16 protein-coding genes are annotated in these 19,420 nt (G+C 49.2%); 11 read left to right on the top strand and 5 right to left on the bottom strand.

All coding sequences use genetic code 11. The annotated features are described in order from the left end of the window. Window positions 1-137 precede the first annotated feature (137 nt). Both ACE3MZ_RS02110 and ACE3MZ_RS02115 read right to left on the bottom strand, forming a co-directional pair. The gene (locus tag ACE3MZ_RS02110) at window positions 138-2,816 is read right to left on the bottom strand and encodes a YhgE/Pip family protein (protein WP_411344912.1); all 2,679 of its coding nucleotides are present in this window, start codon (window positions 2,814-2,816) and stop codon (window positions 138-140) included. Window positions 2,817-2,954: 138 nt separating this feature from the next. Continuing rightward, the gene (locus tag ACE3MZ_RS02115) at window positions 2,955-3,665 is read right to left on the bottom strand and encodes a YoaK family protein (RefSeq protein WP_411344913.1); all 711 of its coding nucleotides are present in this window, start codon (window positions 3,663-3,665) and stop codon (window positions 2,955-2,957) included. 404 nt (window positions 3,666-4,069) lie between these two features. Between ACE3MZ_RS02115 and ACE3MZ_RS02120 the strand changes: the two genes are divergently transcribed. Both ACE3MZ_RS02120 and ACE3MZ_RS02125 read left to right on the top strand, forming a co-directional pair. Beyond that, window positions 4,070-4,684: a TetR/AcrR family transcriptional regulator gene (locus tag ACE3MZ_RS02120; protein ID WP_411344914.1), complete on the top strand. Its 615-nt coding sequence runs from the start codon at window positions 4,070-4,072 to the stop codon at window positions 4,682-4,684. A 121-nt stretch (window positions 4,685-4,805) separates the two neighbouring features. Further along, complete coding sequence (locus tag ACE3MZ_RS02125; protein WP_411344915.1) at window positions 4,806-5,972, top strand: MFS transporter; 1,167 nt, start codon at window positions 4,806-4,808, stop codon at window positions 5,970-5,972. A gap of 150 nt (window positions 5,973-6,122) precedes the next feature. Here ACE3MZ_RS02125 and ACE3MZ_RS02130 read toward each other — a convergent pair whose 3' ends face one another. The 3 genes from ACE3MZ_RS02130 to ACE3MZ_RS02140 are packed head-to-tail and all read right to left on the bottom strand — an operon-like array spanning window position 6,123 to window position 8,370. Then, complete coding sequence (locus ACE3MZ_RS02130; RefSeq protein ID WP_411344916.1) at window positions 6,123-6,794, bottom strand: GNAT family N-acetyltransferase; 672 nt, start codon at window positions 6,792-6,794, stop codon at window positions 6,123-6,125. An 18-nt stretch (window positions 6,795-6,812) separates the two neighbouring features. Next, window positions 6,813-7,508: a GNAT family N-acetyltransferase gene (locus ACE3MZ_RS02135; RefSeq protein WP_411344917.1), complete on the bottom strand. Its 696-nt coding sequence runs from the start codon at window positions 7,506-7,508 to the stop codon at window positions 6,813-6,815. 4 nt (window positions 7,509-7,512) lie between these two features. Next, complete coding sequence (locus ACE3MZ_RS02140) at window positions 7,513-8,370, bottom strand: carbon-nitrogen hydrolase family protein (protein WP_411344918.1); 858 nt, start codon at window positions 8,368-8,370, stop codon at window positions 7,513-7,515. A 196-nt stretch (window positions 8,371-8,566) separates the two neighbouring features. On the opposite strand from ACE3MZ_RS02140, the gene ACE3MZ_RS02145 reads away from it, so the two are divergent. The 9 genes from ACE3MZ_RS02145 to ACE3MZ_RS02185 all read left to right on the top strand — a co-directional run bounded on the left by ACE3MZ_RS02145 (window position 8,567) and on the right by ACE3MZ_RS02185 (window position 19,363). Next, entirely contained in the window at window positions 8,567-9,967 is a 1,401-nt protein-coding gene (locus tag ACE3MZ_RS02145) for a sensor histidine kinase (RefSeq protein ID WP_411344919.1), read from the top strand. Between the two features lie 294 nt (window positions 9,968-10,261). Then, window positions 10,262-11,575 carry an MFS transporter gene (locus ACE3MZ_RS02150; protein WP_411344920.1) on the top strand — a complete coding sequence of 438 codons (1,314 nt, stop codon included), beginning with the start codon at window positions 10,262-10,264 and terminating at the stop codon, window positions 11,573-11,575. 269 nt (window positions 11,576-11,844) lie between these two features. Next, window positions 11,845-12,225 carry a RidA family protein gene (locus tag ACE3MZ_RS02155; protein ID WP_367062289.1) on the top strand — a complete coding sequence of 127 codons (381 nt, stop codon included), beginning with the start codon at window positions 11,845-11,847 and terminating at the stop codon, window positions 12,223-12,225. Beyond that, window positions 12,225-13,145: an ArsR/SmtB family transcription factor gene (locus ACE3MZ_RS02160; RefSeq protein ID WP_411344921.1), complete on the top strand. Its 921-nt coding sequence runs from the start codon at window positions 12,225-12,227 to the stop codon at window positions 13,143-13,145. Before ACE3MZ_RS02155 ends, ACE3MZ_RS02160 begins: the two co-directional genes overlap by 1 nt. A 210-nt stretch (window positions 13,146-13,355) precedes the next feature. Further along, complete coding sequence (locus ACE3MZ_RS02165) at window positions 13,356-15,074, top strand: ABC transporter substrate-binding protein (protein WP_411344922.1); 1,719 nt, start codon at window positions 13,356-13,358, stop codon at window positions 15,072-15,074. A 352-nt stretch (window positions 15,075-15,426) separates the two neighbouring features. Continuing rightward, window positions 15,427-16,380 carry an ABC transporter permease gene (locus tag ACE3MZ_RS02170; RefSeq protein ID WP_411344923.1) on the top strand — a complete coding sequence of 318 codons (954 nt, stop codon included), beginning with the start codon at window positions 15,427-15,429 and terminating at the stop codon, window positions 16,378-16,380. A 51-nt stretch (window positions 16,381-16,431) separates the two neighbouring features. Continuing rightward, on the top strand, window positions 16,432-17,358 hold the full coding sequence (gene opp4C / locus ACE3MZ_RS02175) for an oligopeptide ABC transporter permease (RefSeq protein WP_411344924.1): 927 nt from the start codon (window positions 16,432-16,434) through the stop codon (window positions 17,356-17,358). Window positions 17,359-17,367: 9 nt separating this feature from the next. Further along, the gene (locus ACE3MZ_RS02180) at window positions 17,368-18,357 is read left to right on the top strand and encodes an ABC transporter ATP-binding protein (RefSeq protein ID WP_411344925.1); all 990 of its coding nucleotides are present in this window, start codon (window positions 17,368-17,370) and stop codon (window positions 18,355-18,357) included. Further along, complete coding sequence (locus tag ACE3MZ_RS02185) at window positions 18,350-19,363, top strand: ABC transporter ATP-binding protein (protein ID WP_411344926.1); 1,014 nt, start codon at window positions 18,350-18,352, stop codon at window positions 19,361-19,363. The genes ACE3MZ_RS02180 and ACE3MZ_RS02185 overlap by 8 nt, the downstream gene beginning before the upstream one ends. Window positions 19,364-19,420 lie beyond the last annotated feature (57 nt).

Genomic DNA, 19,420 nt, shown 5'->3' on the forward strand with positions numbered 1-19,420 from the left:
AGCAAAAAGGCCTGATGATTCACAATCACAGGCCCGCAGCCTGCGCGATGAGGAATGTCCCATCGTGCAGGCTGTTTTGCATATAAAGGACCTGCGGGTCGTGCGCAGGTGAAGCAGCATGGCTTTGCTCGTTTGGATTACGGAATCATTTTGGTCTTTTTGGCTTTTTGTGCCATCTTCTCGGTTAGTGGTCCGAGTGGTTTTTTGAATAATAGTGCGAATAAGATGAACAGTAGCATAAAGCCGATCAGATATAGGATGTCTTTGTACACGGTCGTCATTAGCATACCGCCAACCGTCTCACGCAGCAGTTCCACCGCATACGTAAATGGAAACCACGGGTGAATCGCTTGGAAAAAGGTGCCGGTCATGCTAACAGGGAACGTACCGCCGGAGCTGGAAAATTGCAGCACCAGCAGGATAATTGCCAGCCCCTTTCCGATATTGCCAAATACGGACACTAGCGTATACACCATCGTCACGAACACCATACTGATCAGCATGCTCATCGTGACGAACCAGATCGGATCAGCAACATACGCACCGAGGATGAAAATATCTCCCATCGCGATAACGAATGCCTGCACCAGACCGATGGTCATAAACGTCGCTAAGCGTCCAAAGTATACTTGGTAAGGACGGAAGCGACGCTCTGGATCATCCACCTCTGCTTTGAACATGGAGATGAGCAGCATGCCGCCTACCCAGATCGACAAGGTAGTATAAAATGGCGACATAGACGAGCCATAGTTCGGAATCGGATATGTGCGTACTTGCTTCAGCTCGACCGGGCTTGCTAGAAAATCGCTCTCCTGTTGAATATCCCCTTTGAGCCATTTAATAATCTGGGACAGCTCGCTATCGCTGTTTTTGAGTACACGTACTTTGTCAGCGGCGCTGCGAACGGATTTCTCCAGACCGGGCAGATCGTTGCGGACAAAGTCGCCGACCTTGTGCACCGCATCTTCAGCTTCCGGTAGCTTATTTTGGATCAGATCGCTGATCTTGGTCAGCTCCTGCTCCGCCTTCGGCAGATCGTTACGAACAAAATCCGCTGCCTCATGAATCTTGTTCTCAATCTTCGGCAGATCATTGTTGACGAACGTTGCTGCTGTATTGACCAGCTCCGTAAATTGATCCATGCGGCTCTGAATCAATTCGTTGGCATCATGCAGCTTCTGACGGATCGTCGGCAAATCGTTCTTGATGCGTGCCAGCTCTTGCTGTCCGAATTGCACACCGCTCTGAGCATCGCTCAATACAGCCGCGATATCCGGTAGCGTATTGTTGGCGGTGTTCAGTACATCGGAAGCATCCTTGGCGACCGTTTGCAGCTTGTCCAGACCTTCGTTAATATTCGGTACAATAGTGGAATCATAAACGGACAACAGATCGCCCAGCGCATCGCTCACATTGGTAGACAATGTGCGCAGATTGTTCAGAATATCTTTGGCAGGCTGCTGACCGTTCTGAATTGCCTGACTGATGCTCTGCACGAGCGTAATCTGGCGTTCCATCAGATCATGAATATTGTTCAAGCGACTAATATTGTCAGTCAGCGGTTGATTCGGCAACACATTGTTCAGACAAGTGAGCAAATCGGTAATCCGCTCGACAATCGTCGCCCCGCGTGTCAACCTTGTTTCCAAAAAGGACAGCGAATCGATTGCTGTTTGTGGATCAATATCTGCATTGTCGATCGCATCGACCAGCTGTGTCGTCGCATCGGCGGTCTGTTGCAGCAATACCAGATTCTGACGAATGACCGGTGCGATCGCATCGAATGCACCATCGTTATCATTCAGAAATGTATTCACCTTGTTGGCAAAATCGGAGCCAATACTCGTAATCTCTTGCACCTTAGGCAATGTTTCCTGTGCGGTAGAGATAATACTTGCCAGCTTGTCGGCATCTTCAATCGCCTGATCCAGTGCATCTTCCACCTTGTAGAAGTTCTGATCCAGTTCGTTCACTTTGTCAGCGGCTTTGCGGATTTCGGGTAGCCGCTTTTGCAGTTCCAGAATGGCATTGCCCGCTTCCTTGATCTTCGGCAGATTGTCCTCGACCTTGAGGATCATCTGTCCGGCTTCTTCAATCTCAGGAATGCGCTTTTGCAGCTCAACGATCTTTTGCGCTTGGGCATCGATCTCCGGCAATTTCTTTTCCAGTTCCAGCGCCTGATCGGCGAACTGATTAATCTCCGGTAGACGTGCTTCCAGCGTTAGAATTTTATTCTCAATATTGCGAATAGTCGGCAGTTCTTCTTCCAGCTTGATGCCTGCTTCCTGCATCTTGGTCAGCACAGCTTCACTGGCAGTCTGGATGAATTCCTCGCTGATCTCCTGCGTCAATGTGGTCGCGCCTTTGTCGGTGATTTTGGGTGCGATGGCGCTAATCTTCTCATTAACGGTGTAAACGATCTGCGGTTTGACCGGATCGTCAGTCAGAATGCTACCGATCTTCTCGGAAAAGTCAGACGGAATCAGGATGGTGGCGTAATAATCGCCATTATCCAGCCCTTTTTGTGCTTGCGCTTGATCGACAAATGTCCAGCCAAGCTTGTTGTTCTTTTTCAGGTTGGCAACGACCTGATCGCCGACATTGACCTGTTTGTCTTGGATTTTGGTGCCTTTGTCCTGATTGGTCACTGCGATGATGATGCCGGACGTATTGCTGTATGGGTCCCACATCGCCTTGATATTAAACCAAGCGTAGACGGACGGCAGCAGCATGATCGCAATGACCAGCAGAATGCCGGTCGAGACGCTGAACAGGTTTTTCCAGTCGGTTTTATAAATGGTCCAGATATTTTTCATGTTATAGCATTACCACCCGGTCTTAATATTTGTGGTGTCAATCGTAGGAAGTGTACGGCTGAACAGCAGTAGTTATTACCCTGAAATGACATGCTTGCTTCCTAAAAGGAAATCTGCCATTGCATTTTGCCTGCGGATTCATGAATGTGTTGGTTTGCGGAAAGCAAAGAGAGCGATGGATAGCACAATCAGCATGATAATAATCACGATCCAGATGCTAAGCAGGGCATGTCGTTGTTCGATAATAGTAGCAATCACCGCACCGCCACCGTAGATCACAATTGCCGCACTGCGTAGCAGTGTCTCGGCAAGCGGCCAGCCTTCACGCGCTGCCGAACCGTCGCGTCGTGCCAGTTGGCGCAAACGAGCGGTCACATCTTCAACAACACTCGCCATATTGTTCGTCAAAACGGTAGTGGAGATACCTGCTACCCCGAGTCGACGCGCCATCGTCGTTTGCGTGCCCATCGTGAAACTGAGCAGCGCGATCAGACCGTACTCAACTGCCGGAATGAGCAGCGACTGCGCCATCACTGAGAAAATGAGGAAAAAGACGAGCTGAATCATCACCAGTATCGTCAGTCGCGGCGACCATAATCCGGCAGGCTTGCTGCTGCCGAGCATCAGTCTGGCGACGGCATTCCCTACAATGAATCCGGCAAACGCCACGCCGGAGCGTAAAAAGGATACAGTGTGCAGATTGCCAATCGCCATGCCCATGACGATAATATTGCCAGTCATATTGGCGGTGAACACTCTGCCCAGATTCAGATAGCCGATTACATCGACAATCCCCGAGACTAGGCAGAGTAATAAAATAATCAGATTGCGGTATACATTAAGCCTCAAGTTCCATTCTCCTTACTTGCAAATGAACTGCAACAGTATCGTTTGCTTTATACATTTCTATCCTTTTGCAGAGATTGTTATATATCTATGTTACCATAACCCGTCCAGTAAAGCGGGACGACAGATCGAAGGCATAGTCTTGTAATATTTACCAAAAGGCAAATATTTTATAAAAACACTTGCATCTTCGTAAGAAGTGCGATAGTATTACATTGCATCTGACAACGACATAGAAGGCACATAACATAAAGGACGGCTGTAGAATCCTCTCGGGGAGCTACAGCCGTCTGTTTTTATATTTAGTATTTGACTGATCGTTACAGAATAGATATACTAAGTTCAATTCTGAAATGGAGCAGATTCCCTAGGGGAGTGATGCTGATCAGATGAAAGGAGGGGGCATCTTGCCTGCACCAGGTAGACCACGGGAGTTTAAAGATCAGCGTGTCGTGGAAGCAGCGGTAGATGCGTTTCTACAAAAAGGCTATGCTGCCTGTTCGGCGCAAGATCTGTGCGAGCAGACCGGATTGGGTAGAGGCAGTCTGTACAATGCTTTTGGCAATAAGCATGAGCTGTATATCGAAGCGCTGGAGCATTACGACCTACAGGGATTGAGCGAGCAGAAGCAGATTTTGCAGCGTCCGATTTCAGTTAAAGCGCGCTTGCAGGCGCTACTCGATTTTCCAATGGCGTTTGATTTTGCTGAACAGCAGAAGCCGGGTTGTCTTGTGATCAATGCGGCAATGGAACGCGGCGGGATGGATGCCGATGTAGATCGTATTTTTCAGAGACATGTTGGATTGCTAGAGGATATGATTATCGCTGTACTACACGAAGCGCTAGACAGCGGTGAATTGCAGTTAGCGGATTCAGAGTCACTCGATACACAGGTGGCAGAGCTAGCGGCGATGTTGTTGAGCAGCTTTTACGGATTGCGTGTATTGAACAAAGGAACGCAAAATCGCGAGCTTGCTCACCGGATTGCGAATGGAACATTAACGGCAATATTCGGTGTTTAGGAAAAGGAACTTGTAACACATATCGCTTCGTGCTATCCAGTTTCAGAACTGGCATATTACATGCCGGTTTGTTTTTTGGACAATTCTGTAACGATAATTACAAAATAGGAGGAATATGCGCATGCCTGTAACAGTATACATACTTGGATTGATTGTATTTGCGATGACAACTTCGGAATTTATGGTGGCGGGAATGATGAGCGAATTGTCGCAGCAGTTTGGTGTATCGATTGCAATGATCGGTTATCTGATCTCGGCGTATGCGGGAGCGATGACTGTAGGCGGACCAGTACTGGCGATTTTCCTCAGTAAAATACCGAAAAAAAACGCGTTAATGCTACTGGTGATCATCTTCCTCACCGGGCAGACGCTGGGCGCGTTATCTTGGAATTATGAGAGTATGATGGTGGCACGAATATTGACGGGGATTTCGTCGTCGGCAGCTTTTGGGATTGCAATCTCGATCTGCTCCGATCTGGTGCAAGTGCAATTGCGTGGACGAGCGGCTTCGGTAGTGCTGAGCGGAGCGATGCTGTCCAATATCGCTGGTTTGCCGCTTGCTACCGTAGCAACGCAAGCATGGAATTGGCGTACGAGCTTCTGGATTGTGGACATATTCGTCTTGCTGTCAGGGCTAATCTCGCTTTTCCTTATTCCAAAGCTAGCTTCAGCTGGTAGCCGCACAGAATCAGAATGGGCGTCTTTTCGCAAAAAAGGACTATGGGCGGCGTATACTACGAGTATGTTCATTATTGGAGCAACATTTGCGGCGTTTAGTTATTTTTCACCAATTTTGACTGGGTTGTCGGGATTTCAGGCGAGTACGGTGCCTTGGCTGCTAGTGTTGTACGGTGCAGCTACGGTATTCGGCAATATTGTTGTTGGACGATTGGCAGACCGATATACGATGAAAGTACTGGTTGGTGGTCTAGTATTGCTACTCAGCGGTTTGTTAGGCTTCGCGTTATTCGCACAGGTGCAGATTATCGTGTTAGCTGCACTTTTATTGATCGGACTGACCGGCATTACGATGAATCCGGCAATGTCGGCAAGGGTTATGCGTGCAGGTGGCAGTGGTATGCTGGTCAATACGGTGCATACGTCAGTTATTACACTTGGCGTTCTGCTTGGCTCATCCATCGGCGGACGTGCAATGGATCATGGATATGGACTAACTGCACCGCTATGGACAGGTATTGTGCTTGCTATGCTGGGACTGCTGTCGCTGGTTCCTGTCTTATTACCAATAGCGCGCCGTCAGTCGTTGCAGATGTCGAAAAAGATATAAGATGCAACCATGCAATGCCCTTTATATTACAAAAGTCCTCTCCATGGCAAAAAGATCATGGAGAGGACTTTTGTATAATGAGTCAGCGAATAGACTACCGTGCTGTGTATCAAACATTATATCCAGCGTGCCAGTAACAAGCATTGTCTGTTACAGTGGCAACAGATCCACTTGCGCGCGTTCACCGACTTCGCTGACCATGTGTTCCCATGCATCCGGCTTTTGTGCCAGAACGGCGTAATAACGGCGCAGGAACTTCTCAATCAATGCCCCCGGCAAGATGTCGACGGAAGAATCGTACGATAGGAAGCAGAGATCTAGCTCAGATACTGCTTCGCCGTCATTGTTCCACGACGGATGCACATAGGTAAAGTCCAACCGACGATAGCCGAGATGCGCCAGCACTTCGCGGCGAACAAACGGGTTCATCGGCTTGATTCCGCCAAATTCATGACGCTGCGCACGATACGGATCATAGATTTCAGCGAACATTCCGAACAGCTCTTTGCCGTTGTCCGCAGCCAGCTTTTTCAGATCGCGTTGACGATGTTGTGCCAGAAATGGACCAACCCCCAACCCCGGCTCGCCAATGATCGTAAAGTCGGTCATCGCCACATTATCATCTTCATAATATCGGTATTCCGTCGCACCTACGACGCTACCTTCATGCACAGCCACAAATACACGAATCCCCGGATCTTCCAACGGCTCACGCCACAGTTCAAACTCCAACACTTCCTCTGGTGGGAAAATGCGTCCCATCATCTTATGCATATCCGCGAACAGCGGATCATCAATATGCGTAATACGTGTATACTCCATTCTGTCCTACATCCCCCTTCAAATTATTGGGAGTGGATTGTTCCACTCCATCAATACCGCATAATTCAGCGATTCTTCGTCATCCAGATAATCGGGAATGACAGTAAGCGGCGTACGACCGCATCTCATTAAAAAGGAGATCACCGGATCGTACAGTTCGCCTGTTGTTACATGCTCTACATATTGCTGTGGCGTATAGTCTGCTGCGTATCGGTGATACCCCGGCATGCGCCCAGCACCAAGCAGCCTTTTCAAACCAAGTGCAGTGGTTACTTCATACATGGACTGCATAAGCAGCTTGCCTAGACCCCATTGCCGGTAATCTGGATGTACACACAGATCAGCAACATACAGCGTATCGCCGTTTGGATCATGGTTGCGAATATAGCCATGATCGGTGATCTGCTCCCATGTATGCTGCGGATGCTCTGCATCAAATGTAATCAGCAGCCCGGTCATGGAGCCGACGATGACGCCGTTCATTTCCACGCATAATGCTCCTTGCGGAAAGCGGCTAACATGCTCGTTCAGCTGCTCCGCATTCCACCACAATTCGGGCGGATACGGTGGCGGGAAAGCAGCCGCCTGCACAGCGATCATCTGTGTATGATCGTGCGCTGTGTAGGAGCGAACAACCGCCGGATATGGGCGGTTATCATGAAATATATAGCAGGATTTATAATATTGCTGCACACGAGAGGATGCCTGATTCATACGATCAGCTCCAGTCGGTGTACAGATCGGTACGGCGGTCACGCCATGTAGTGACTGAGCCTTTTTCACGGACTTTGTATAGCAGCTCCAGATCAAGATCAGCAACGATGATCATATCGTCGTTTAATTCACCTTCTGCGAGAATGCCGCGCGGCGGAAACGGAATATCGTTAGGCGTAATGACAGCTGCCTGACCAAAGTTACCACGCATAAAGTCGACCGTCGGTAGCGAACCGATGGTGCCTGTCGTCACGACATACACTTGATTCTCTACTGCACGCGCATGACTCGTATAGCGCACCCGGTGGAAGCCGTGACGGTCATCCGTACATGATGGGCAGAAGATCACATCTGCGCCGCGCGCTTTTGCCATGCGGACGATCTCTGGAAATTCGATATCGTAACAGGTCAGCAGTGCGATGGTGCCTTTCGATGTTTTGAACACGCTCAGACCGTCGCCAGCGGACATATTCCACTCAGTCACTTCGGTCGGCGTAATGTGAATTTTGGCTTGAGAAGCGACGTTGCCATCTGGATAAAACAGATGGGCTGTATTATATAGCTTCCCTTCCTGTTCAATTACGTGTGTGCCGCCGATAATATGAGTATGGGTCTCTTGAGCAAGACGTTGGAACAGCTCCAAATAGGCATCGGTAAATTCCGGCAAACGCTCAATCCCAAGTGCCTTACCGTTCTCATCACCGATAGAGAGCAGCTGCGTCGTAAAGAATTCAGGGAACAAAATAAAATCGACGTCAAATTCCTGCGCGGTACGTACATAATGCGTCACTTGATCCGCGAATTCGTCGAAAGAAGATATCGTATGAAGATGGTACTGTACGGCAGATACACGGAATGTCATGGATACGAAAAGCCTCCTTTGGGATGTCACAATGTGTACTCATCATACCAGAAGCATTATAGCTACAAAAGGGATGAATCTCGCTCTGTTTGTGGTATGATGAAGACGGGATTACCAATTATTTTACAATTAAACGAGATTCCTGCACATGAACACCTATCCGTAATCGATCTTAACTAATCTCAGGAGTGAGCATATGGAACTTGTAAAGAATTTCCTGGTCAACACAGGGATGCTGGTAACGCTCGCTTATCTGGCAAATCTGCTGTATAAATACGGTTTATCCCGCGTCTCGTTACGTTTGAAATATATATTATCTGTATTGCTGTTAATTTTTGCAGGTTGGATCAGCTCGTCCTTTGGCTTTCGGCTGAGGGACAATCTGATTTTTGATATGCGCTTTTTGCCATTGATCGTGGCGTCGATGGTCTATTCACGTCCAAGTATGATTATGCTGATTGGATTCGGTATCGGACTGACCCGATTTACATACAGTATCGATGAGGCTGCTTTTGTCGGATGGCTCAATCTGACGATTCTTGGTGTCGTCTGTGCGGTGCTGAATGTATGGATGCGCAGTAGTACGGCTAGTTTACTAGTCAAAGGTGTAGCAACGGTTCTAGTCGTCAATCTAACCAATGTTTTAAATATTGCAACCTTTGGTGTGTTGCCGCCTCGGTTATATTTGACTGAAATTGTACCTGTGCTGTTGCCTGTATCGATTGTATTGAGCTGTGTGATCATGTTATTACTACGCGAATTTCATCTGGAGCAGCAGCGGATTATGCAGATTGAACACGCCAATCGATTGTTATCCCAGCAGACAAGCGAATTGCAGCAAGCGCATCATGTGCTGGAAGAACGCGCCAGCCAGCTCATGCTGTCTTCACAGTATAAGTCGGAGTTTCTCGCCAATATGTCGCATGAACTGCGAACGCCGCTGAACAGTATTATTAACCTGGCACAGCTGATGGCGGAGCAGGACAATGAACGAACACCGGGGGAAACGAAGCTGTACAGTAGCATGATTTACCGCTCAGGTATGGATCTGTTGGAATTGGTAAACGATGTGCTTGATCTGTCCAAAGTAGAGGCAGGCAAGCTGGAAATTCTATACGAAGAAGTGAATATTAGTGAGATTCCAGAATTGCTGCAAATGTATTTTGAAATGACAGCCATACGCAAAGGGCTGGTGTTCGATATTGAACTGGAGCCTTCGCTGCCCGCAGTGATTATCTCAGACTCACAGCGGGTTCAGCAGATTTTACGCAATTTACTTGCTAACGCTTTCAAATTTACCGATCAGGGTGGCGTTACGCTGCATATTTGCAAGCGTACCGAAGCCGATGCGGATGAGTATATGGACTGGATGGTGTTCGAGGTAAGCGATACGGGTATTGGGATCGCTGCTACTCAACACGAGATGATCTTTGACGCATTCCAGCAGGCGGATGGTTCGATTACCCGGCGCTATGGCGGTACAGGTCTCGGTCTGTCGATCAGTCGGGATCTGGCGAATCTGCTCGGTGGTCATTTGCGACTACATAGCGTGGAAGGTCAGGGTAGTACATTCTCGCTGTATTTACCGATTCATTGATTCGCAAACTTCATAGATGATCGTCAAAGCAGCCTGTACGAAGGGCTGCTTTTTTGCATAGAAAGCAAAAAAAATAACATTTTTCTCAAAAATGGGACATTCGCTTAACCGCGCGCATGTAAGCGTTCACGATGATGTGTATGTCAGGTATTACGCTGTAGAGAAACGTTTGGTCAAAAAAGTAGCGGGTAAAAGAAACTTAAATAAGGGTTGATCAGAGATTATTGCCATCTGGTGGTTGCGAAAATAATAGTTTCTGGTTTAGTTTAATTTCTGCCCTAAGGGAGGCAGCTTATGAAACGAAGACGCGCACTTGGAGTGAATCGATTAAATATGCAAAAGCGCAGATACTCGATGTATCGCAGTCATCTGCATATCGCTACTGTGGAAGGCATTCCGTCTACCATTTTCTCGACGTTGTTAGGTGGACCATTTCTGACGGGATTTCTGCTCTATCTAGGGGCTAATTCCGGGCAGATCGGTTTTGTGATCGCGTTAACGACACTTGTGAATGTAGCGCAGATTATTATTGCGTTCCTATTGCAACGACTGAATACGCGTAAATGGGTACTGGTATTGTTCACGATTTTGCAACGAACGTTATGGGGAGCAACCGGGCTAGTACCATTTTTGTTTGATAAGTCGGTGTGGGTGAACTGGTTTATCATTTTGTATGTAGCTGCATTTCTGTGTAATGCGGTGATTGGGGTCGTCTGGGCGTCGCTGATTGGCGATATTGTACCGGGACGACTAAGAGGGCGCTATTTTGGCATTCGCAATACGATCTTGAATGCACTCGGCAGTCTGACGCTGTTTGTTGGCGGCATTTTGCTGGATCAGGTGCCGGGCGGAATGGGCTTTCTGTGGCTGTACATGATCGTCTGGACGTGTGCGGTGATCAATATTGTGATCATTCTATTTTACCCGGATGCGCCGTTTGAGCGCTCCACGGAAACGAAGTTCGTACCGATGCTGCGTCAACCGCTGTATGATGGACCATTTATTAAGGCATCGCTGTTTCTGGCGGCGTGGTTGCTAATGCAGACGTTGGTCGTTCCGCTATATTCGTATGTGATGCTGGAAGTGCTCAAGGTGAGCTATTCGGTGACGACGATTATGACGGTCGTGCAGACGATCTTCATGATGCTGGGCTTCTACTTCTGGGGCAATCTGAATGCTCGCTTCAGTAACAAAACGCTGTTGTACTGGACGTTGCCGTTTATCGCAGCAGCGTGCATGGCATGGGGCTTGCTTGCCTTTGTACCCGTTATTGTCGGGCTGCTGATTATTCATATGCTGCTTGGCATCGGCATTGGAGGCTTCAACCAGCTATCGTTTAACTTTATCATTGGCGATACGCCGAAAAATGCACGTCCGATGTTTATCGCTGTCTATTCGGGTATTACTGGATTTGCTTCCTTTATCGGACCGTTGCTAGGCGGGCAGATCTTCGAATGGCTCAAGCCGTTTCCATTCTGGGTACAAGCATTCGGATTCCAGATGCTCGTTGGGCTACTATTGCTCTTGCTGGCGGTTACTGCTGGACGACGTGTGCTCAAGGCACCAGCTGCCGTTCCGATTCAGCAGTATCGGGAAATTGAAATATAAATGGCAGACAGGAAGCACAAGTGTGAGTCAGATAGAAGTGAGATAGCGGACAAGAACGTCATGTTTGAATGGGCAACACGTACAGACCTTGCGTGGAATTCTTGTATGGAACTTGGGAGAAGACGAAGGTTCAGACGATGGATGGTTGCCAATAGACAAGGTGCGCTTTAGAATAAAAACAGACCATGAACCATGGCACAGCGGGCTGCCGTCGTCTGTACAGATGACGCAGACCGCTCATTTTATATACGAAAAGAGGTTATATATTTATGAGTAAACAACCGATTGCAACAGATCGCGCACCGGGCGCATTGGGTCCATATTCGCAGGCAATTGATGCAGGACTGTTTATTTTCGCTTCTGGTCAACTGGGTTTGGACCCGGCAAGTGGCGAACTGGCAGAAGGCGTACAAGAGCAAGCACGCGTAGCATTGCAAAATGTAACTGCTGTGCTGGAAGCTGCAGGTAGCAGTCTGGATCAAGTCGTGAAAACAACCGTTTTCCTGCATGATATGAATGATTTTGCAGCGATGAATGAGATTTACGGACAATTCTTCCAAGAGCCTTATCCGGCACGTAGTGCAGTACAAGTCGCTCGTCTGCCCAAAGATGCTCTGGTAGAAATCGAAGTCATCGCCTTGAAAAAATAATGGACGCCATCCTGCCTTATGGTGTCGAGATTCGCTTTACGCCGCTGTATGAATGTCTGAACAGTCTGCATGCGTACATCTGCCGTCCGTCTTATAAAAAGCTGGATATGGACCCTGCTTGGGTGAAACAGGTGGAGGAACGTATTCCAGACACGCTGCGCGAGCGGCTAGGACAGATGAGCATTGACACCGAATGGCGGCTGGTTGTACTGCTTGTCTGCTGCTGCCCCGCCGATACACCGCAAGGATTCGTGGATTGGCTGGACAAGATGAGTGTGCCGCAGTTAGAGCAGTTGCTGGTGGATCAAGGACAACAGCCTCCGGCAAGTGTAGCGCGTCTACGCAGTCGGTTGCTGACTGTATTTGACCAGTGGAATACGTCTTATTGGGCGACCATCGATCAGCATATGTTGCAGCGACTGGATGAAGAAGCTGCACAGCGTCGTCAGCAATTGCAGCAGTACGGCGCAACGGCAAGCTTTGTCGATATCACGACAGCAGGGATTGTGCTGGAACCGCAGCCTGAGTTGAAACGGCTCGTGCTGGTGCCGCATTATCATTTTCAGCCGCTGAATGTGTTGTATGCGTATCGGGAGTTTACGATCTGTCATTACGCTTCGCGCGTGCATTTCAGCGATGAGGGTGATTTGCCGCCGTATGAATACCGGATGCTGCGTAGTCTGAGCGAGCAAAGTCGATTAAAAATTTTGCGCTATCTGCACAAAGGACCGCGTAGCTTTATCGAGATTGTACGTCATCTTGGATTATCCAAAGGCATTACGCACGATCATGTGACCAAGCTGCGCAGTGCCGGATTGCTGCATGCGCATATTAAAGGTGAGACGCTGGTATCGTACAGTCTGCGTCAGCAGGCGCTGGATGAACTGCGTGCGGGATTGCTGCAATTTATCGAGAGCTGATGGATTGAAAAATCGCTATACAAATGCTAACCCCAAGACTGCTTCTACAAAGAGGCAGTCTTTTTGCTATGTTACGACATACATAAATTTACTTTTTTCTTAAATGGTTTCAAGTTCTCTATTTACAGAACCGGATGAGGTTTCTATAATAGGGCTTACCGGCTTTTCTGAGTTAATCGGTCGGAATAATTAAGTTTAGGGGTATGATGTATGAAAAAGAGTATGACTTTGCTGTCTGGTGTGCTGTTGTCTTCACTACTGTTCACGGCGTGCTCGAATGAAGGAGCTTCCGGTTCATCAGCTTCCAGCGGCAGCGAGTCTTCCGCAACCGGTCAGGCAGCAAGCGCAGCGCTGACGGAATTGTATAAAGCACCTGATCTGTCCAAGCTGCCAGCCGCAGCGCAGCAGCGCACGGATACGATCATTATGGCACTCACCGATCCAAGCGGTGCGTTTACGCCCTATTTTCACCAGAGCGGGTATGACGGCAACGTATCGTCACTGCTATTCGCTTCTCTCGTAACGACAGATGGCAAAGGATTACCCGCTCCGAATCTGGCAAGTAGCTGGGATATCTCGGACGATCAGCGTACATACACGTTTCATTTGCAAAAGAATTTGACCTTCAGCGACGGTTCGCCGCTTACTGCTGACGATGTTGCTTTTACATGGACGATTCTGCACGACAAAGCCTACGACGGCGATTCGCTCATTCCAGCGCTCGGCATAGAAGGGAGTCAGGAGTATCACGACGGCAAAGCCGACAGTATCTCTGGCATTAAAGTGACCGATCCGCAAACAATCTCGGTGACAATCGCCAAGCCCAATGCGACCGCACTGCTCACACTCGGTAGTGATGTACTATCCAAAGCTTATTACGGCAAGGATTATAGCTTTGGGCATCTGGATTACATCAAGGACTTGCATTTGAAGCCGCTCGGCAATGGACCGTACACATTGGAGAAATTCCTGCCCGGACAGGAAGTACGCTTTACTGCGAACGAGCATTATTTTAAAGGCGCACCCAAAACAAAGAACTTTATTTACAAAACATCCGAAGGCGATACATGGCAATACGTGGAGACAGGCGAGATCGACTTCGCCGCGTTCAGTGCTACACAGGAAAATATCGACAAGCTGAAAAGTCTCGGCTTCGTCAATATTCTGCCTTACACTGGCAGCACGTACAGCTATCTGCAACCAAATCTGGAGCATGATGCGCTCAAGGACAAAAAGGTACGTCAGGCGATTACCTACGGTCTGGATCGTCAGAGCATCTATGTAGATGCTAATCAGGGGGCAGGGGAACTTGCCAATATTCCGGCAGCACCGATCTCATGGGCATACACACAGGACGGCATCAACCCGTATGCGTATGATCCAGAGAAAGCGAATCAGTTGCTCGATGAAGCAGGCTGGACTGCCGGTAGTGACGGTATCCGTACCAAGGATGGTCAGAAGCTGACCATTCACTATCTCGGCACGAAGAGCCCGCAAACCGACGTGTTCATCGCTGTCGCAACCGAGAACTTTAAGGCGATTGGCGTAGACTTCCAGCCGGAAGTGTTTGCTGACTTTAACGCACTCGTGTCCAAAGTGGAAGGCGGCGATTACGATCTGGCATCCTTCTCCACACCGATGCTGACCGATCCGTCTGACGGACTGACTCAGTTCCTCGACGGCGAAGTGAAGGGCTACAACAATCCAGAATTCGTGAAGCTGTACAACGAAGCGTTGGCAACATCCGATATCGAACAGCGCAAGCAGATTTACGCCAAGATATTCAAATTGCTGAACGACGATCTGCCGGTTATTTTCACCAACTACAAAAAGACAGTGTACGCGTACAATGGTCGCATTCAGGACTTGAGAGTCAGTCCGTTCAATGGCATCGCGGCAAGCGTACCGGACTGGAATTTGCAAAAATGATCATGTCTACTTCTAGTGTTTGCGATTTCCAAACACGGGGTTCAATGAGAAGTGATTTTTGCGAAGCAAAATATCTTACTGCTTCTAGTGTTTGCGATTTCCAAACACGGGGTTCAATGAGAAGTGATTTTTGCGAAGCAAAATATCTTACTGCTTCTAGTGTTTGCGATTTCCAAACACGGGGTTCAATGAGAAGTGATTTTTGCGAAGCAAAATATCTTACTGCTTCTAGTGTTTGCGATTTTCAAACACGGGGTTCAATGAAATATGATTTTTGTGAAGCAAAATATCTTACTTCGTTACAAGCAGATCTTGACGGTCTGCGCCATTCATCAGGGCAGGAGGGATGTATATGGGAGCGTATCTGATCCGTCGCTTGTCGTACACGATCTTCATCCTGCTGGCGGCGTCGCTGCTGATCTTTGCACTGTATGCGATGACGCCGGGCGACTTTATTAGCGGGAACATCAAGCTAAGCCCGGAGCGCAAGGCAGAGCTGCGCGAGCTGTACGGGCTGAACAAGCCGCTGCTGGAACGGTATGCGGCATGGATGAATCAGGCGTTTCATGGTAACTTCGGGTATTCGCTCGATAAGCAGATGCCGGTGCTGACGCTGTTCAATCAGTATATTTGGAATTCGTTTTTGCTGGCGGCGGTATCGACCTTTTTGACGTGGGTGATTGCGGTGATCGTTGGGGTCGTCGCCGCATACCGTCAGTATTCGTGGTTTGATACGATTGTCATGGTAGGCATATTCGCAGCGATGTCGATCCCGTCGTTTTTTATCGGACTATTTCTGATCAAGATTTTGGCGGTAGACTGGAAATGGCTGCCGCCCGGCGGGATGGTCACGACTGGTAGCAATGCGACCGGCATGGCATATTTCGTAGAAGTTGTGGATCATATGACACTGCCGGTGATCGTCATGACGCTACTTGGTGTCGGATCGCTGACCCGGTACTTCCGCAGCAATATGATTGATGTGATCAAGCAGGATTATATCCGTACCGCTCGTGCCAAAGGGTTAAGCGAGCGCCGTGTTCTATTCAAGCACGCATTGCGCAATGCGCTGTTGCCTGCGATTACACTGGTCGGATTTGAATTGCCCGCGCTATTTGGCGGATCGCTCATTATTGAACGTATTTTCAATTGGCCCGGCATTGGGCAGCTGTATATGCAGTCTTTTACGGTACGCGATTATCCGCTGCTGATGGGCTTTACGATGTTTATTGCCGTACTGACGGTGATCGGTACGTTGCTGTCGGATATTTTGTACCATGTGGCAGACCCTAGGGTGAAGCTGTAAATGGACAGGCTCCGACAGGCAAGCAGAAGGCACAGGAAGGATGGGGAATCTATGCCCTCGGTGCAGGTAGAATTGGCGACAGGCAAGGCAGCCAGCAAAACGGTTGCCCGCTCGTCATTATGGCGACAATCGGTGCGCAAGCTGATCAAAAATCGCTTGGCGGTAGTAGGGTTTGTCGTTGTTGTATTGATGTTTTTGATTTGTTTTATCGGTCCATTGTTTTCCCCGTATACGGACGGCAAGGTCAATATGCGGATGATGAATCATGCACCTAGCGCGCAACACTGGCTAGGTACGGATAAACTGGGGCGGGATGTGCTAACCCGCGTCATGCAGGCAGGGCGGATCTCACTGACGGTCGGCATCGCTTCGATGTTTCTGTCTGTGTTTATCGGGACGCTACTCGGTGCGATTGCCGGATATTATCGCGGTATTGTCGATCAGATCATTATGCGCATTGCTGATTTGCTGCTGACGATTCCAAGTTTGCCGCTACTGTTTATTTTTGGAGCGTTGTTGTCGGAGTGGAAGGTGCCGACGGATTATCGGATGTATATCGTGATGCTCATTTTGAGCTTTGTCGGTTGGCCGTCGCTGGCGCGTATGATTCGCGGGCAGCTGTTATCGCTGCGAGAACGCGAATTTATGCAGGCGACAACGGTACTGGGGCTGCGGGATCGGCGGAAGCTAGTACATCATCTACTGCCGAATCTGGTGCCGCTGCTGATCGTCATTGCAACGCTGAATATCGGCGGCGCGATTTTGAGTGAATCGGTGCTGAGCTTCTTCGGGCTGGGGGTTATGCCGCCAACGCCAACATGGGGCAATATGATTGATACGGCGAACAATATGATTGATTTTCAGGAGCGTCCGTGGTTGTGGGTACCGCCCGGATTTTCCATTTTTATTACAGTGATTGCGATTAATATTTTTGGGGATGGGCTGCGGGATGTACTTGATCCGAAGCAGAGAAAGTAGGTGGACAGCATGAGTGACAGTGTATTGCGGATTCGCAATTTGCAAACCAAGTTTCGGACGGATGAAGGTATTGTGCGTGCGGTGGATGATGTAAGCCTACGGGTCAAGCCGGGCGAGATCGTCTGTATCGTCGGTGAATCCGGCTGTGGCAAAAGCATTACCGCGTTGTCTGTGATGGGACTGGTTGAGGAACCGGCAGGACAGATTGCCGGTGGAGTGATCGAATTTGAAGGACAGGATCTGTTGCAATTGAGCAAGCATCATCTGCGCGCCATTCGCGGCAATGAGATCTCGATGATCTTTCAAGAGCCGATGTCCTCGCTCAATCCGGTACTGACGATTGGCGAACAGCTAACCGAGCCGCTGATGGTGCATGGCGGATTGAATCGCAAAGCCGCTAGTAAACGAGCGCTGGAGCTGATCAGCGAAGTCGGCATTTCCCGACCGGAGCAAATTGTACGTTCTTATCCGCATGAACTGAGCGGCGGTATGTTACAGCGCATTATGATCGCGATTGCAATTTCCTGCCAGCCGAAGCTGCTGATCGCAGACGAGCCGACAACCGCACTCGACGTCACGATTCAAGCGCAGATTCTGGATACACTGCGCCGTCTGCGCGATGATACCGGTATGTCGATTCTGCTGATCACCCACGATCTGGGCGTAGTTGCGGAGATGGCGGATTACGTGATCGTCATGTATTCTGGCAAAGTGGTGGAGGAAGGCGATGTGGTGGAGCTGTTCGAGCATCCGCGTCATCCGTATACACAAGGGCTGCTGCGTTCCAAGCCGGTCATTCACCAGCGTAAGGAGTCGCTCTATTCGATTCCCGGCTATGTACCAAATCCGCTGGAATTGAAGGAGTCCTGCTATTTCCACGAACGGTGTGAGCACTGTATGGACATTTGTCGCAATCAGCAACCACCGCTGCGCGAGCTGGATAACGGACAGAAGACCGCCTGCTGGCTGTATGAACAGGAGGTTGCTGCGCATGTCTGATATCGTATTGCCTGCTGCTTCTGCAATATCGTCGTCATCTTCACAGACGCCATTGTTGGAGATTACGAATCTGAAAACGTATTTTCCAGTCAAATCCGGTCTGCTCAGTCGCACGGTCGGTCATGTCAAAGCTGTCGACGATATCAGCCTGACCATCCGCCCGGGCGAAACATTCGGTCTGGTTGGCGAATCTGGTAGCGGCAAATCGACCGTCGGGCGTACTGCCATCCGTTTAACCGACAAAACGGCAGGTGACGTGCACTTCGACGGTATCGATCTGTACAACATCTCGCCACAGGAACTGCGCCGATTGCGTCCGCGGATGCAGTTGATTTTTCAAGATCCGTACAGCTCGCTCAATCCGCGTGTACGCATCGGGGATGCGATCGGTGAGGCGTTGTTGGATCACGGACTGGCACCAGAGCATGAGATTCGTGACCGGGTACAGGATGTACTGTCATCATGCGGATTGTCGTCTTATCATATCGACCGATTTCCACATGAATTTTCCGGTGGGCAACGACAGCGGATCGGGATTGCGCGTGCGCTCATTCTGAATCCTGATCTGATCATCGCCGATGAGCCAGTGTCTGCACTGGACGTGTCGATTCAGGCGCAGATTATCAATCTGTTCAGCCATTTGCAGGAGACACGGGGATTGACCTATCTGTTCATCTCACACGATCTGAGTGTAGTCGAGCATCTGTGTACGACGATTGGCGTGATGTATCTCGGTTCGATGGTGGAAAAGGCACCTCGGGATGAGCTGTTCAGACATCCGCTACATCCATACACCAAGGCGCTGCTGTCCGCGGTGCCGATTCCGATTCCACGGTTGAAGCGCGAACGGATCGTGTTAAAGGGCGATATTCCAAGCCCGGTTAACCCGCCGTCTGGCTGCAAATTCCATACGCGTTGTCCATTTGCCATGCAGCGCTGTATAGAGGAGATTCCACAGTTCCGCGAGGTAGCACCGGATCATCAGGTGGCTTGCCATTTGGTGTGAATGGAATATTTACATGAAAGATAATCATTACGAGATAAAAAGCAATTTTTCTATTAA

Source organism: Paenibacillus sp. WLX1005, assembly GCF_046603685.1.
Classification (GTDB): domain Bacteria; phylum Bacillota; class Bacilli; order Paenibacillales; family Paenibacillaceae; genus Saccharibacillus.

Coding starts and splice junctions, on each gene's coding strand:
- ACE3MZ_RS02140 (WP_411344918.1), bottom strand. CDS start 8,370: ATGACATTCCGTGTATCTGCCGTACAGTACCATCTTCATACGATATCT.
- ACE3MZ_RS02150 (WP_411344920.1), top strand. CDS start 10,262: ATGAAACGAAGACGCGCACTTGGAGTGAATCGATTAAATATGCAAAAG.
- ACE3MZ_RS02170 (WP_411344923.1), top strand. CDS start 15,427: ATGGGAGCGTATCTGATCCGTCGCTTGTCGTACACGATCTTCATCCTG.
- ACE3MZ_RS02110 (WP_411344912.1), bottom strand. CDS start 2,816: ATGAAAAATATCTGGACCATTTATAAAACCGACTGGAAAAACCTGTTC.
- ACE3MZ_RS02135 (WP_411344917.1), bottom strand. CDS start 7,508: ATGAATCAGGCATCCTCTCGTGTGCAGCAATATTATAAATCCTGCTAT.
- ACE3MZ_RS02155 (WP_367062289.1), top strand. CDS start 11,845: ATGAGTAAACAACCGATTGCAACAGATCGCGCACCGGGCGCATTGGGT.
- ACE3MZ_RS02165 (WP_411344922.1), top strand. CDS start 13,356: ATGAAAAAGAGTATGACTTTGCTGTCTGGTGTGCTGTTGTCTTCACTA.
- ACE3MZ_RS02180 (WP_411344925.1), top strand. CDS start 17,368: ATGAGTGACAGTGTATTGCGGATTCGCAATTTGCAAACCAAGTTTCGG.
- ACE3MZ_RS02130 (WP_411344916.1), bottom strand. CDS start 6,794: ATGGAGTATACACGTATTACGCATATTGATGATCCGCTGTTCGCGGAT.
- ACE3MZ_RS02160 (WP_411344921.1), top strand. CDS start 12,225: ATGGACGCCATCCTGCCTTATGGTGTCGAGATTCGCTTTACGCCGCTG.
- ACE3MZ_RS02125 (WP_411344915.1), top strand. CDS start 4,806: ATGCCTGTAACAGTATACATACTTGGATTGATTGTATTTGCGATGACA.
- opp4C (WP_411344924.1), top strand. CDS start 16,432: ATGCCCTCGGTGCAGGTAGAATTGGCGACAGGCAAGGCAGCCAGCAAA.
- ACE3MZ_RS02185 (WP_411344926.1), top strand. CDS start 18,350: ATGTCTGATATCGTATTGCCTGCTGCTTCTGCAATATCGTCGTCATCT.
- ACE3MZ_RS02145 (WP_411344919.1), top strand. CDS start 8,567: ATGGAACTTGTAAAGAATTTCCTGGTCAACACAGGGATGCTGGTAACG.